Below are 14,843 nucleotides of genomic sequence, written 5' to 3' on the forward strand. Positions count from 1 at the left end.
CGTCTTTCTTGTCGACCTCTGCCCGATTCTCGTTGCTGCCGGAGAACCGATCCTGGAAAAGCGAGTGGCGTATTTTGCCGCTCTCATCGCCAGCTGTCAATCGACTTATCCAATCTTTTCAACAGCTTAACTAGCTTTTCCACCAACCCCGAGAACCTGTCTCGGCGTCAGCGGTGTGTACTTTACGGCGCGTGGCGGCGCCTGACAACCCCTGGCGGCGAAAAATGTCGCCACCTTCATCAAGCTGTCATTGTTTCCCGGGAGACCGGGGCGTCGTCACGCCCCGGTAGACGGTGGCTTCAGATGACCCAGAGGTCCATGAAGGCGGCAACCGAGGTCGATTCCAGTGCCGACTGATCCTTGCACAAGTTGAATATGGTGTCGCAGCGCGCGGCCGGGAAGCGCGTGGCCAGATTGCGCTGAAACTTCTTCTCGAGCAGCGGGATTCCCGCCTCCCGCCGGCGGCGATGACCGATCGGATATTCCACCGCCACCGGCTCGGTGTGCGAGCCATCCTTGAAGAAGACCTGAATGGCATTGGCGATGGAGCGTTTGTCCGCTTCCAGATACTCGCGGGTGTAGCGCGGCTCCTCCTGGATGGTCATCTTCTCGCGCAGCTCATCGATGATCGGATGCGCGCGGTGGAAGTCGTCCTCGTAGTGCTCGGCGATCAGATCACCGAACGCCAGCGGCACCGCGATCATGTACTGCAGACAGTGATCGCGGTCGGCCGGGTTGGCCAGCTCCCCCACCTTGGAGATGATGCGGATCGCCGATTCGTGAGTCGTGACGACGATACGGTCGATCTCATCGAGCCGGTCACGCACCTGCGGATGCAGCGTCACCGCAGCCTCGGCGGCGGTCTGGGCGTGGAACTCCGCTGGGAAGCTGATCTTGAACAGCACGTTCTCCATGACGTAGCTGCCATAGTCCTGGCTGACCTGGAAGCGCCGCTCCCTCTCGGGCTTGAGCGCCTGATCCTTGTTGGTCTTACTGAAAAGGACGTCGTAGAAGCCCCATTGCGGTGCCGAAAGCACGCTGGGTATGCCCATCTCTCCACGCATCGCGATATCGGCCAGACGTACGGCCCGCGAGGTCGCATCCCCCGCCGCCCAGCTCTTGCGTGAACCGGCATTGGGTGCATGACGATAGGTTCTAAGACTCTGGCCATCGACGAAGGCGTGCGACAGTGCCGACAGCAGTTGCTCGCGATCGGCCCCCATCAGCTTGGCCACCACCGCGGTAGAGGCCACCTTGACCAGCACCACGTGGTCGAGCCCGACACGATTGAACGAGTTCTCCAGCGCCAGTACGCCCTGAATCTCGTGCGCCATGATCATGGCTTCCAGCACGTCACGCATGGTCAGCGGTGTATCTCCTCGCGCCAGGCGTGTCTGAGAGAGCGAATCCGCCACCGCCAGAATGCCGCCCAGATTGTCCGAGGGGTGCCCCCACTCCGCCGCCAACCAGGTGTCGTTGTAGTCGAGCCAGCGGATGATGCAGCCGATATCCCATGCCGCCTTGACCGGGTCGAGCGTCAGCCGAGTCCCGGGTACCCGTGCCCCATTGGGCACCACCGTGCCTTCGACCAGCGGCCCCAGATGCTTGGTGCACTCGGGGAAGCGCAGCGCCAGCAGGCCACAACCCAGGGTATCCATCAGACAGTTGCGCGCGGTATCCAGCGCTTCGCGGCTCTCTACCCGGTAGTCGAGTACATAGTCCGCGATGGCCTGCAGTTCGGGATCGTAATCCGGGCGCTGGTTGAGATCGACATTGGCACTCATGCAGTGGCGTCCTCGTCAGAAGAGGGGGAGAGGGAAAGAGGGCGACGCCGACACGCCGCCTCGAAGATCCGTGGCTGGCAGCGTCTCAGCGCTGCTCGATGGGTAGCCAGGCGCGCTTCTCGGGACCGACATAGTCGGCACTCGGGCGGATGATGCGGTTGTTGGCGCGCTGCTCGAAGATATGTGCACACCACCCGGTCAGCCGCGAGCAGACGAAGATGGGCGTGAACAGCTTGGTCGGGATGCCCATGAAGTGGTAAGCGCTGGCGTGGTAGAAGTCGGCATTGGGGAAGAGCTTCTTCTCCCGCCACATCACTTCGTCGACCCGCTCGGAGACCGCGTAGAGATGGGTATCGCCGACGTCTTCGGCGAGCTGACGCGCCCATGCCTGGATGATCGCGCTGCGCGGATCGAATTCACGGTAGATGGCATGGCCGAAGCCCATGATCTTGTCCTTGCGCTCGAGCATACCGAGGATCTGACGCTCGGCCTCGTCGGGCGATGACCAGCGGCTGATCATCTCCATCGCGGCCTCGTTGGCGCCGCCGTGGAGCGGCCCGCGCAGCGAACCGATCGCGCCGGTGACGCAGCTGTGCAGATCGGAGAGCGTGGAAGCGCACACCCGCGCGGTGAAGGTCGAGGCATTGAACTCGTGCTCGGCATAAAGAATCAGCGAGACGTTCATCACCCGCGCATGCAGGTCGGAGGCAGGCTTGCCGTGCAGCAGGTGCAAGAAGTGTCCGCCCACCGAGGTATCGTCGGTCTCGGTCTCGATCCGCTCGCCGAAATGCGAATAGCGATACCAGTAGTTGAGCACCGAGGGCATTACCGCCAACAGACGGTCGGCGTGCGCTTGCTGCTCTTCGAGCCGCTGCTCGGTCTCGAGGTTGCCCAGCATCGAGGTGCCGGTGCGCAGCACGTCCATCGGGTGGGCATCGGAAGGAATCTGCTCCAGCACTTTCTTCAGCGCCTCGGGCAGCCCACGCGAACGTTGCAGCTGCGAGATGTAGTCGTCCAGTTCCTGGCGTGTCGGCAGTTCACCCTTGAGCAGCAAATAGGCGACCTCTTCGAAGCGCGCCTTCTCCGCCAGCTCCTGGATGTCGTAGCCGCGATAGGTCAGCCCCGAGCCACTCTTGCCCACCGTGCAGATTTCGGTGTTGCCGGCGCTCTGCCCGCGCAGCCCAGTACTCTTGATCGTTTCTGCCATGACACTCTCCCGCCGCTCGGCCGCGGCCCTCGTCTTGCGTGCGTGTGGGGAACGCTGCATCCATACCCGTGCGGACGCGGCGCGCTCATCGAGCTATTCGGTATTCCCTTTGTCGAACAGGGCATCGAGCTTGCGCTCATAGGTGTGGTAGTCGAGAAAGTCGTAAAGTTCCTCGCGGGTCTGCATCATGTCGACCACGTCGCGCTGATGCCCCTTGGCATGAATGTCCTGATAGACCTTGAGCGCCGCAGCGTTCATGGCGCGGAACGCCGACAGCGGATAGAGCACCAGACGACACCCCACCTCCCCCAGCTCCTGCTGGGTGAACAGCGGCGTGGCGCCGAATTCGGTGATATTGGCCAGAATCGGCGCATCGACGCCCTCACAGAAAGCGCGATAGTCATCCAGCGTGTGCACCGCCTCGGCGAAGATCGCATCTGCCCCCGCCTCGACGCAGGCGTTGGCACGCTCGACCGCTGCCGCCAGCCCCTCCTTCTGGAAGGCGTCGGTGCGCGCGATGAGATAGAACGCGGCGTCCTGACGCGCATCCACCGCCGACTTGATGCGGTCGACCATTTCGCCCTGGGAGACGATCTCCTTGTTGGGACGATGCCCACAGCGCTTCTGCGCCACCTGGTCCTCGAGATGCACCGCGGCAACGCCGGCCCGCTCCATCTCTTTGACGGTCCGGGCGATATTGAAAGCGCCGCCCCAGCCGGTGTCGATATCCACCAGCAGCGGGAGATCGCTGGCGCCGGTGATTCGCCGGGCGTCCTCGACGACGTCGTTGAGCGTCGTCATGCCCAGGTCGGGCAACCCGAAAGAAGCATTGGCGACGCCGCCGCCGGACAGGTAGATCGCCTGATGCCCCACGGCCTGGGCCATCATGGCGCTATACGCGTTGATCGTCCCCACTACCGCCAGCGGGCGGTGGGCGTCGAGGGCGGCACGGAAACGTGCACCCGGCGTCAATTGCGACATCTCGCTCTCCTTCGTCATTGGCATCTCTATATCGATCCGGCTACTCGCTGCCCGTTATCCGCGACCCGCCATATTCCACCGCTCACCGCAGGCTATCCGACGTCCACGTCAACGACCGGGCCGGAGAGCCGACGTCGCCGTGGCATCAGCGGGCGCCGTCTTTTCCTGGTCCAGCGTCAGCGCATAGCTCGCCGCCACGTTCTCGCGGGAGGCGCTGACATGGCGCCGCATCAGCAGCTCGGAGAGTTCGGCATCCCCCGCTTCGATCGCATCGACGATGCGGTGGTGCTCGACGAAGGCGCGCTGCGGGCGCTTGCCGCTGGCGCTGAACTGGGTGCGATAGAGGCGCACCAGGTAGTAGAGGTCGTCACACAGGATCGTCATCAGCATGCGGTTGTGGCTGCCCTGTACGATCCGGTAGTGGAAATCGAGGTCGCCTTCGCGCTGGTAGTAGGCCTCACCGCTGGCCAGGTCGCCCTGCCGCTCGTGGACCGCCAGCACCTCGCGCAACCCCGCGATCTCTTCCGCTGTCATATGCTGGGCAGCAAGTCTCGCCGCCATACTCTCGAGCGCCTCGCGCACGTCGAACAGCTCCAGCAGCTCGTCCATCGACAGCTTGACCACCCGCGCCCCGACATGCGGCACGCGCTCGATCAGGCGATAGGTCTCGAGGCGGCGCATCGCTTCACGCAGAGGGCCGCGTGAAATGCCATAGCGCGACGAGAGCTCGGGCTCGGTGATGCGTGTCCCCGGGGGTAGCTCCCCGCGCACGATCGCCCGCTGCAGTTGATGAAACACCCGCTCGGCCAGCGTCCTGACTTCAGGCAGGTCGGTATCGCCCTGGGGTGTTGGTGAAATATCTTCAGCCATGTTGATTGTTAACAATTACCTGGAATAAGGATCATGGTAGGGAGAATTTCTGGCAAGGGCAATCAGAAACAGCCCATAGAAACACCACTTTAGTCGCAGGACAAGAAAGCGCCCAACAACCATTGTCTACAATCAAGCAGAAAATGCTCTGTCTTCACTGTATCCAACACAGCGCTACCCTAACGCCTCGCCATGACGCCCCCCACCACAGCGCCCCAGCGCCTCCTCTAACCACACTCTCACTGCCGCCGGTTGAGAGTGCCTATGGCGACACGCGGGTAATACGGCGGCGGCGAGCACACCGGGCGCGCCGGGTCTCGCTCATCCGTGCCGCGCCCGATACACTCGCGCCTAACCCTTCTTTTACCCGGGCTAGCGTCGCCCCCGCGAAGCACGCAAGCCCCAGAGCACCGAGTATCCCAGGCATGCCAGAGGCGCGACCCCGACTCGATATCACCGAGCTCCCCTACGCCAGCGACCCTGCCCACCACTTCGCCGCGCTGCGCCAGCGGCCGGGCGCCGTGCTGCTCGACAGCGGCCGCCCAGCCGCACCGGGTGGACGTTTCGACATTCTGACCAGCGATCCGCTCTACACCCTGAGCGTGGACGACGCCGGCGTGCATGGCGATGACAGCATGCCGCCCCTCTCCTCGGAGCCATTCGCAGCGCAGCGCGAGCTGCTCGCCCATGCCCTGAGGCATGACCTGCCCCAGATCCCGGACGCCCTCGCCAGCACCCTCGACGAGCTGCCGTTCATCGGCGGGCTGCTGGGCTACTGGAGCTACACCCTGGCGCGCGCCCATCAGCCCCAGAGCAACCCGCCCGAGCCACGCCCCGGCCCCGATCTGCCGCATGCCCGCCTGGGACTCTACGACTGGGCCCTGATCCAGGACCATCAGGCCCAGCGGAGCTGGCTGGTGGCCAGCCTCGAACGTCGCCGCCAGGTCGAACGCTGGCTCGCAACGCCCCCACCACAGGGAGAAGACATCGCACTGACGCAGCCATTCACCGGCGATATCGACCGCGCAGGCTACGGCGAGCGCTTCCGTCGTGTGATCGACTATCTCCACGCCGGCGACTGCTACCAGGTCAATCTTGCCCAGCGTTTCACCGCGCGCTTTCGCGGTGACACCTGGCACGCCTACCGCCGCCTGCGCCAGGCAACGCCCACGCCCTACGGCGGCTACCTGCGCTGGGACGACAAGGCGATCGCCTCGCTCTCCCCGGAGCGTTTCGTCAGGGTCACCGGCGGGCAGGTGGAAACACGCCCGATCAAGGGCACGCGGGCACGCGGCGAGACGCCGCAAGCCGATGCGGCACTGGCACAGGCACTGCAAGAGAGCCCCAAGGATCGCGCCGAGAATGTGATGATCGTCGATCTGCTGCGCAACGATCTGGGACGAGTGTGCCGCTTCGGCAGCGTACATGTGCCGCACCTGTGCGCCCTGGAGAGCTACGCCAACGTCCACCATCTGGTCAGCGTGGTACGCGGCGAGCTGAGACCAGAAGCCAGCGCGCTGGATCTCCTGGCGGCCGCCTTCCCCGGCGGCTCGATCACCGGCGCCCCCAAGCGGCGGGCGATGCAGATCATCGACGAGCTCGAACCCAGCCAGCGCAGCGTCTACTGCGGCAGCCTCGGCTATGTCGACCGCCGCGGACATCTGGACACCTCGATCGCCATCCGCACCCTGGTGGCGGATGGCGACACGCTGCACTTATGGGGCGGCGGCGGTGTGGTGGCGGACTCCGACGAGGAGGAGGAGTACCGCGAGACACTGGCCAAGATCGGGCGCCTGATGGCCGCCCTGGGGCCCGCGGGCGACGACTGCACAGCTCCCCGACCGGGGGTAGCCGAGGGCCCGCGACTCAATAACCAAAACATCTAGATGTGCACGCACATATGGCAAAAGCGTTATATATCGTTCTAACCAAACGGTATTGGTCAATGCAAAACCCGCGTTGCTAGAGTGCCAGCATTCGTTTTACCTCTTCTATATACCCCGTGCGGCGCCGCTCGAGCGACCGGCCCGCCGGCCCAGGAGCTTGCCATGGCATTGGACCTCGACGCCCTCAACCGCGATATCGGCCACGACCCGCTGGCGATCACCGAATTCGCACTGGGTCTGGATCAGACTGCGATCTGCACCACCAATTTCCGCCCCTTCGAGGCGGTCATCCTGCATCTGGTCACCCGGGTGCGACCCGACATCCCGGTCGTGTGGATGGACAGCGGCTATAACACCCCGGCGACCTATCGCTTCGCCGACGAGCTGACCCGTCTGCTCGACCTCAATCTGAGCATCTATCACCCGCGTCGCTCGCGCGCCCACCGCGAGTCGCTCGAAGGGCCGATGCCGACCATCGACGATCCTGGCCATGCCGCCTTCACCGAGGAGGTCAAGCTCGAACCCTTCCGCCGCGCGCTCGCGGAAGCCGCGCCCGACGTCTGGTTCACCGCCCTGCGCGCCGAAGACACCCCGGAGCGTTCGCGCATGCAGCCGCTCTCGCGTAACGCCGATGGCCTGCTCAAGGTAGCCCCGGTGCTGCACTGGAACGCCAAGCAGATGTATCAATACCTGCAGGCGCACGACCTGCCCAACAACTTCGACTACTTCGACCCGACCAAGGTGGAAGACAAGCGTGAGTGCGGGCTGCACCTGCAGCATTGAGTGTCGGTGCCACCCACGGCACCCCTGCCCCAAACGACGGAGCCCGCCGAATGGCGGGCTCCTGCTATGCGTGCTGTGGGTCTTGGTGCCTAGAGCACCGGCAGCTCCACATCCCTGAACAGCTCCCCCTCATGGCGAGGCCCCGCCGCCAGCGCCGCCTCGACGGTGTCGCGGTCGAGATGCGGCGCCAGACGCTTGACGAAGTCGTACATGTAACTGCGCATGAAGGTGCCGCGGCGGATGCCGATCTTGGTGGTCGAACTCTCGAACAGATGCGAAGCGTCCACCGCGACCAGATCGGCATCGGCCTCCGGGTCGACCGCCATATGGGCGACGATGCCGACCCCCAGCCCCAGCCGCACATAGGTCTTGATCACATCCGAGTCGGCTGCCGTCAGTACCACGTTGGGCGTCAGGCCCCGGGACTTGAAAGCGTCGTCGAGCTGGGAGCGCCCGGTGAAGCCGAACACATAGGTGACCAGCGGATGCTCCGCCACGCGCTCCAGAGTCAGCTCACCACTCGCCAGCGGGTGATCCTTGGGCATCAGCACGCAGCGATTCCAGCGATAGCAGGGCAGCAGCACCAGATCGTTGAAGAGCTCGAGGGACTCGGTGCAGATAGCGAAGTCCGCCGTCCCCTCACTGACCATCTGCGCAATCTGCTTGGGCGTACCCTGCTGCATGTGCAACGCCACGTCAGGATACTGCTGGCGGAACTCGCCGATCACCCCGGGCAGCACGTAGCGCGCCTGGGTATGGGTGGTGGCGATGGCCAGACTGCCGCGGCGTTCGTCGCTGTGCTCCTGGGCCACATGCTTGATATCGTCGACCGTCCGCAGCACCTTGCCGGCGAGTTCGACGATCGCCTCCCCCGCCGGCGTTACCCGGGTCAGGTGCTTGCCGCTGCGCGCGAATATCTCGACACCGAGTTCGTCTTCCAGCAGCCGGATCTGCTTGGAGATCCCCGGCTGCGAGGTGAACAGACTCTGTGCCGTGGCCGACACATTGAGCTGGTGGCGCGTCACTTCCCAGATGTAGCGCAGTTGCTGGAGCTTCATGAGCGACCTCGTGACGATGCGTAACGCACAATGGCATAAGAAAATGGTTTGCGATTACTTTACGCTATAAGTGACGAGGGGTGAAGCGGCGATCGCACACGTTTTTCGGGCATGAAAAACGAAGCTTTAATAACCTGACGCTATCGATGCCATAACCACGGCGATTTGCCAGCACCCTGGCCAAGGGCTAACATCGCACCCATACGCTCTCTCGCGAGCGCAATGTCTACAGGAGTTACCGCATGTCCAACAACGTCGATGTCACCACCGCGAATTTCGAACAGGAAGTGCTCCAGTCCGACAAGCCGGTACTGCTGAAGTTCTGGGCCCCGTGGTGCGGCCCGTGCAAGATGATGGCCCCGGTGGTCGATGAGGTGGCCGATGAGAAGGCCGACGACATCAAGGTGGTCAGCGTCAACGTCGACGATGCCCCGGAGATCGCCTCCGAACATGGTGTGCGCGGCGTGCCCACGGTGATGCTGTTCAAGTCCGGCGCCAAGGTCGCTTCGCTGGTCGGCGCACAGTCCAAGTCGCAGCTGACCCAGTTCATCGAGCAGAACGGCTGATCCCCAGCCAGCACCAGCCGTGCTGGATAGAAAGCAGCAGCGCTGGATGAAAATCAGCAGCGCTCGACAAAAAGCCGCCCTCCCCGGGGCGGCTTTTTGGTTGTCCGTACGTCTCGTCAAAGACTAGGGATCGAGCTCCTCCTCTAGCTCATCCAGCGCCTGCTGGGTCTTGCGCAGCCGCCGCCGGCGGCGCTCGGAAGGCCCCAGCATCTTGGCGATCCAGCGCGTCTCGGGATGGCTGTCCAGCGCGATCTTCAGCGTCATCGTCAGCGGCACCGAGAGCAGCATCCCCACTGGCCCCAGAATCCAGCCCCATACCACTAGCGAAAGGAAGGCGACCAGCGTCGACAGCCCCATGGTGCGCCCCATGACCCGCGGCTCGACCAGGTTGCCGAGAACGAAGTTGATCGCCAGATAGGCGCCCGAGAGCGTGAGCGCCTCGACCATGCCACCGCCGGGCGTCGCCAGGGTCAGCAGCACCGGCGGCACTGCAGCGATCACCGAGCCGATGTTGGGGATGTAGTTGAGAATGAAGGCCAGCGAGCCCCACAACAGTGCGAACTCGACCCCCACCAGCCAGGACGCCAGTGTCACCAGTGCCCCGGTGATCAGGCTGACCACCGTCTTGACCGCCATGTAGCGCTTGAGGTTGTAGCTGAACTCGGTGAAGCGCTCCAGACTGGGCCCCGGATTGGCCAGCGCACGCGCCACCTTCTGGCGGAAGTCGAGCGTCTCGAACAGCATGAAGTTGACCATCAGCAGAATCACCAGGCTCTGCGACAGCACCACCCCCAGCCCGCTCAGAAAGGCCGAGATCCAGCCCTGATCCTGGGAGTCGTCGATCATACTGGAGAGCTCCCGCGGCGAGACCGACATCCCCTGGTGCGCCAGCCACTCGAGCAGATTCAGATAGTGCCCCTGCAGCTCCTGCTGCATCTCGGGCCAGCGCTCCATGAACATGGCGACACTGTTGCCCAGCAGCGTGCCGAACAGTGCCAGCAATCCGCCCAGGATCAGCAGCGTGATCAGCACCGCGGCGTAGGAATTCATGCCGCGGCGATAGAGCCAGTGCACCGGCGAAGCGCAGATCACGGCGATGAAGATCGACAGCAATATGGGAATGATCAGCGCCTCGGCCGCGCGCAGGCCCGACACGATGATCGTCAGTGATGCCAGTGTCAGCATCAGATGAAAGGGTATGTTGCGAAACGCCGGTTCCTGCCCTGGCGACATGGTCAGCCCATCCTTGTGGCACGTCCTGTGTCGCCAGACACTACCACGAACCGTCGTGGCGTTCGCTGACTCAGGTCAACTCTCGGGCCCGACCTCGAGAACGACCTCGGGTACCGCTGCCACAGGCCGAAGGGAGCTACGACCGCGAGGACCAGAAACGCAAGCGCCCCGGCCGCAGACGACCGGGGCGCAAGGCCATGCCAGCGAGGTTTAGCCGTAACGGCCGGTGATGTAGTCCTCGGTGCGGCTCTCCTTGGGCTGGGTGAAGATCTTGGTGGTATCGTCGCACTCGATCAGGCTACCCAGATACATGAAGGCGGTGATATCGGAAATTCGCGCCGCCTGCTGCATGTTGTGGGTCACGATGACGATCGTGTAGTCCTTCTTGAGCTCGTTGATCAGATCCTCGATATAACCGGTGGAGATCGGATCGAGGGCGGAGGTCGGCTCGTCGAGCAGGATCACCTCCGGCTTCACCGCGATGGTGCGCGCAATGCACAGACGCTGCTGCTGACCACCGGAGAGCGCCTGACCGCTCTGCTTGAGCTTGTCCTTGACCTCCTCCCACAGTGCCGCCTTGCGCAGCGCCCACTCGACCCGCTCCTCCAGTTCGCGCTGGGAAAGCTTCTCGTAGAGACGAATCCCGAAGGCGACATTGTCGAACACCGTCATCGGGAACGGCGTCGGCTTCTGGAACACCATGCCGATGCGCGCACGCAGCAGGTTCAGGTCGACCCCGGAGCCATAGATGTCGTGGCTGTCGAGCAGAATCTGTCCCTCGGTGCGGATTCCCTCGTAGAGATCGTGGATCCGGTTGAAGCAGCGGATCAGGGTCGACTTGCCGCACCCGGAGGGACCGATGAACGCCGTCACCTGGCGCTCGGGGATCTCCATGGTGATGTCCTTGAGCGCCTGAAACTGGCCGTAGTAGAGGTTCAGGTCCTTGACACGAAGCTTGGACGCGGCCCGTGCCTGGGACGCACTCGGCGCCTCGGCAGCGTTCGGGTTAGCGTTGAGATTGAAATCGACGGTCATGGCAGTCTCTTAGCGGAAAGTCAGGAGCGTTGACGCGAGAAGTAACGCGCCGCGATGTTGAGAATCAGAATGGCGGCCGTCAGTATCAGTGCCCCACCCCAGGCCAGCGATACCAAATCGGGAATGAAAGCGTTGATCGTCATGTTCTGGTAGATGGTCATCGGCAGGTTGGCCATCTCGTTGTCGAGATTGAAGAAGTTCCACTGGTTGGAGTTCAGCGAGGTGAACAGCAGCGGCGCCGTCTCGCCGCTGATACGCGCGAACCCGAGCAGGATACCGGTCAGGATACCGGCACGTGCGCCGCTGTAGCAGACGCGCACGATGATCCACCAGCGGTGGGCACCCAACGCCGCTGCCGCCTCGCGCAGCGAATTGGGAATCAGGCGCAGCATGTCCTCGGTGGACCGGATCACCACCGGCACGATGATCACCGTGAGCGACAGCACCCCAGCCCAGCCGGAGAAGCTGCCCATGGGCACCACCACCACCGCGTAGATGAACAGGCCGATGATGATCGAGGGTGCCGACAGCAGGATATCGTTGATGAAGCGGATCACCTTGGGCAGCAGGCCCTTGTTGCCGTACTCCGCCAGCCAGGTACCCGCGGCCACGCCGATCACGGTGCCCAGGATGGTGGCCAGCGAGGTCATCATGAAGGTGCCCCAGATCGCGTTGCCCAGGCCGCCACCATTCATGCGTGTCCGTTCGATGAAGATCGACGGCGAGATCGCGCCGAGCCCCTTGGTCACCAGGGTCAGAATGATCGCGAACAGGAACACGAACCCGATCAGGGTGGCGCCGATACAGGCGGCCATGACCAGTCGGTTGAGCAGCTTGCGCCGGCGATAGAGCGGCGTCATTTGGGTCTGCATCGTCTCTCTCCTCTCGGCTCAGGCGTGGCGACCGGTGCTGTTGCGCAGCAGATAGCGCGCGAACGCCAGCACGGCGAAGGTGATCAGGAACAGAATCAGGCCCAGCGCCAGCAGCGCCGAGCGCTGGGTACCGTCCGACTCGGAGAACTGGTTGGCGATCAGGGCCGCGATCGAGGTGCCCTGTCCCGTGAGCGTGGGGTTCAGGAACAGGTTGTTGCCGATCACGAAGGTCACTGCCATGGTCTCGCCCAGGGCCCGTCCCAGCCCGAGCACCACACCCCCCACCAGGCCATGCTTGACCGAAGGCAGGATGACCCGGCGGGCGACTTCCCAAGTGGTGCAGCCGAGGCCGTAGGCGGATTCACGCATCACCGCCGGCACCGTATTGATGACGTCGCGACTCACTGCCGTGATGAACGGGATGATCATCACCGCCAGAATGATACCGGCCGTGGCCAGTCCGGTCCCGGCAGGAAATACCGAGGGGAACCAGGTGCGCAGCAGTGGGGCCATCACTTCCATCCCCCACATGCCGTAAATGATCGAAGGAATACCGGCCAGCAGCTCGATCAGCGTACTGAGGGGCTGGCGCAGCACGTTCGGACAGAGTTCGGTCAGGAAGATGGCGATGCCGAATGAGATGGGAACCGCGATGACGATCGCGATGAAGGAGGTCAGCAGGGTTCCGTAGATGGCGGGCAAGGCGCCGAACACTTCGACGTTGGCCGCCCAGCGATTCTCGGTGAAGAACTCCAGACCGTAGCGCTCGAGCGCCGGCCAGCTGGAAGCGATCAGTGAGGCGATGATCGCCCCGAGTAGCAGCAGCACCGCGAAGGCGAAGGCGAACAGTACGCGCTCGAACCATACATCGATGCGCGCCTTGCGCTGGAGCCGCTTACGGGTGGCCTCGCTCAGTCCGCCCAGACCGCCGCCGGTTTGAATCGCTTGGGGGGTGGCCATGTCAGTTCCTCGTCGGCTTGCCACGCTGCCGCCGGAGGTAGCGGCAGTACTGTGTCTTTGCATGCGCGTTGGTTGCTAACGCGCTTGTTGCATGGATGCTCGTTCGATACACGATCGCGACGGGAGCAGCGGACCACTCGCCGTCGCGATCGGGACTCAAGGGATTACTGCTTCCAGACGGCCTCGCCGTTCGGACCCTTGATCTCGCTCCAGCTCTCACGAACCATGTCGGCCACGTTCTTCGGCATCGGCACGTAGTCGAGCTCCTTGGCCATCTTGTCGCCGTTGCTGTAGGCCCAGTCGAAGAACTCCAGCGCCTGGCGTGCGGCATCCACGTTCTGCACCTGCTTGTGCATCAGGATGAAAGAGGCACCGGTGATCGGCCAGCTGTTGTCGCCCGGCTGGTTGGTCAGCACCAGGTACATGCCCGGCGCGTTCTTCCAGTCGGCGTTGGCGGCAGCGGCCATGAACGAATCCATGTCGGGTGCCACGGTCTTGCCGGCCTTGTTCTTCAGGTGCACCAGGTGCAGGTCGTTCTGGGCAGCGTAGGCGAACTCGACGTAGCCGATGGCGCCATTGGTGTTGGCGATCTGGCTGGCGACGCCAGCGTTGGCCTTGGCACCGACGCCCGCCGGCCATGCCACCGACTTGCCCTCACCCACGGTATTGGCGAAGTCCTGGCTGACCTGCGACAGGTAGTGGGTGAACAGGAAGTTGGTACCCGACCCTTCGGCACGGTAGACCGGGGTGATCTTGGTGTCGGGCAGTTCCATGTCCGGATTCAGCTTGGCGATGGCTTCGTCGTTCCAGCGGCTGATCTTGCCCTGGTAGATGTCGGCCAGCGTCTTGCCGTCCAGATTGATCGCACCGTCGATGCCATCGACGTGGAAAGCCGCGACCACACCGCCCATGACCATCGGCCACTGCAGCAGGCCGTTCTTGTCCAGCTCTTCCTTGGTCATCGGCGCATCGCTGGCCCCGAAGGTCACGGTCTTGGCGGTGATCTGCTGAATGCCGCCGCCGGAACCGATGGCCTGGTAGTTGAGGCCAACGCCGGACTTGTCCTGATAGGCATCCGCCCACTGGGAGTAGACCGGATACGGGAAGGTCGCGCCGGCGCCAGTAATGGCTTCCTGGGCCTGGGCAGCGGCGGCGCCCAGAATCAGGGACCCGGAAACGAGCGTAGCGAAGACATGTTTGAGCATAGCGATATCCTGTTTCCACCTTGGATGGATGCGTGTGCGATAACGACGTTGCGAAGGTTGTCAGCACTCTCAGGACGCCACGTTACGTCGGATGCGTGACACTTTTATGACAGCCCTGTCATCGTTCTGAAAAGTGACATTCGACGACATCGATGCGTCAGGAGCGCGAAAAACCACCGTACGACCGCAGCCCGCTGGCGATCGCCGATGGTCTAGAGAGCAGCCTCGCCTACCGGCTGCAACCTTCGCGGCACCCACACTGCCAACCCTAGATGACAACAGGATGACAAGCGTCAGGCCACGTAACTGCTTGCACGTATTGGGTAAACAGCGTTGGAGGAGAGAAGGATCGGCCGCGCAGGCGTGGCCGAGCGATCTGGGGAGGGAGGATCAGAGGCGGGAT

At 63.5% G+C, this 14,843-nt stretch carries 13 protein-coding genes; 3 read left to right on the forward strand and 10 right to left on the reverse strand.

Features of this window, described 5'->3' with window-relative positions; genetic code table 11:
• Positions 1 to 299: 299 nt before the first annotated feature.
• The 4 genes from prpD to DOM67_RS11925 all read right to left on the reverse strand — a co-directional run bounded on the left by prpD (position 300) and on the right by DOM67_RS11925 (position 4,842).
• Positions 300 to 1,784 (reverse strand): 2-methylcitrate dehydratase, encoded by a 1,485-nt coding sequence (gene prpD, locus DOM67_RS11910; RefSeq protein ID WP_110676138.1) that lies wholly within the window; start codon positions 1,782 to 1,784, stop codon positions 300 to 302.
• Between the two features lie 85 nt (positions 1,785 to 1,869).
• Positions 1,870 to 2,991, reverse strand: coding sequence for a 2-methylcitrate synthase (prpC, locus tag DOM67_RS11915; RefSeq protein WP_110676140.1), 1,122 nt, complete (start codon positions 2,989 to 2,991; stop codon positions 1,870 to 1,872).
• A 93-nt stretch (positions 2,992 to 3,084) separates the two neighbouring features.
• Entirely contained in the window at positions 3,085 to 3,972 is an 888-nt protein-coding gene (gene prpB / locus DOM67_RS11920) for a methylisocitrate lyase (RefSeq protein WP_110676142.1), read from the reverse strand.
• Between the two features lie 108 nt (positions 3,973 to 4,080).
• Positions 4,081 to 4,842: a GntR family transcriptional regulator gene (locus DOM67_RS11925; protein WP_110676144.1), complete on the reverse strand. Its 762-nt coding sequence runs from the start codon at positions 4,840 to 4,842 to the stop codon at positions 4,081 to 4,083.
• Positions 4,843 to 5,267: 425 nt separating this feature from the next.
• On the opposite strand from DOM67_RS11925, the gene pabB reads away from it, so the two are divergent.
• Positions 5,268 to 6,728, forward strand: coding sequence for an aminodeoxychorismate synthase component I (gene pabB, locus DOM67_RS11930; RefSeq protein ID WP_110676146.1), 1,461 nt, complete (start codon positions 5,268 to 5,270; stop codon positions 6,726 to 6,728).
• A 162-nt stretch (positions 6,729 to 6,890) separates the two neighbouring features.
• Positions 6,891 to 7,511, forward strand: a complete 621-nt coding sequence (locus DOM67_RS11935; RefSeq protein WP_106420432.1) for a phosphoadenosine phosphosulfate reductase family protein — start codon at positions 6,891 to 6,893, stop codon at positions 7,509 to 7,511.
• Positions 7,512 to 7,600: 89 nt separating this feature from the next.
• On the opposite strand, the gene cysB is transcribed toward DOM67_RS11935, so the two are convergent.
• Entirely contained in the window at positions 7,601 to 8,569 is a 969-nt protein-coding gene (gene cysB, locus DOM67_RS11940; RefSeq protein WP_110676148.1) for an HTH-type transcriptional regulator CysB, read from the reverse strand.
• 242 nt (positions 8,570 to 8,811) lie between these two features.
• Here cysB and trxA point away from each other — a divergent pair, with 242 nt between their 5' ends.
• Positions 8,812 to 9,135: a thioredoxin gene (gene trxA / locus DOM67_RS11945; RefSeq protein ID WP_110676150.1), complete on the forward strand. Its 324-nt coding sequence runs from the start codon at positions 8,812 to 8,814 to the stop codon at positions 9,133 to 9,135.
• Between the two features lie 123 nt (positions 9,136 to 9,258).
• On the opposite strand, the gene DOM67_RS11950 is transcribed toward trxA, so the two are convergent.
• The 5 genes from DOM67_RS11950 to pstS form a co-directional block, all read right to left on the reverse strand.
• The gene (locus DOM67_RS11950; protein WP_110676152.1) at positions 9,259 to 10,368 is read right to left on the reverse strand and encodes an AI-2E family transporter; all 1,110 of its coding nucleotides are present in this window, start codon (positions 10,366 to 10,368) and stop codon (positions 9,259 to 9,261) included.
• A gap of 210 nt (positions 10,369 to 10,578) precedes the next feature.
• Complete coding sequence (gene pstB / locus DOM67_RS11955; protein ID WP_110676154.1) at positions 10,579 to 11,403, reverse strand: phosphate ABC transporter ATP-binding protein PstB; 825 nt, start codon at positions 11,401 to 11,403, stop codon at positions 10,579 to 10,581.
• A 20-nt stretch (positions 11,404 to 11,423) separates the two neighbouring features.
• Complete coding sequence (gene pstA, locus DOM67_RS11960; protein WP_232825235.1) at positions 11,424 to 12,275, reverse strand: phosphate ABC transporter permease PstA; 852 nt, start codon at positions 12,273 to 12,275, stop codon at positions 11,424 to 11,426.
• Positions 12,276 to 12,293: 18 nt separating this feature from the next.
• A complete protein-coding gene (pstC, locus tag DOM67_RS11965; protein ID WP_110676156.1) occupies positions 12,294 to 13,235 on the reverse strand; it encodes a phosphate ABC transporter permease subunit PstC in 942 nt (313 codons plus the stop codon).
• Positions 13,236 to 13,399: 164 nt separating this feature from the next.
• Positions 13,400 to 14,440, reverse strand: a complete 1,041-nt coding sequence (pstS, locus tag DOM67_RS11970) for a phosphate ABC transporter substrate-binding protein PstS (RefSeq protein ID WP_110676158.1) — start codon at positions 14,438 to 14,440, stop codon at positions 13,400 to 13,402.
• Between the last annotated feature and the right edge of the window lie 403 nt (positions 14,441 to 14,843).

Origin of the sequence: Salinicola sp. RZ23 (genome assembly GCF_003206675.1) — a bacterium.
Classification (GTDB): Bacteria; Pseudomonadota; Gammaproteobacteria; order Pseudomonadales; family Halomonadaceae; genus Salinicola; species Salinicola endophyticus.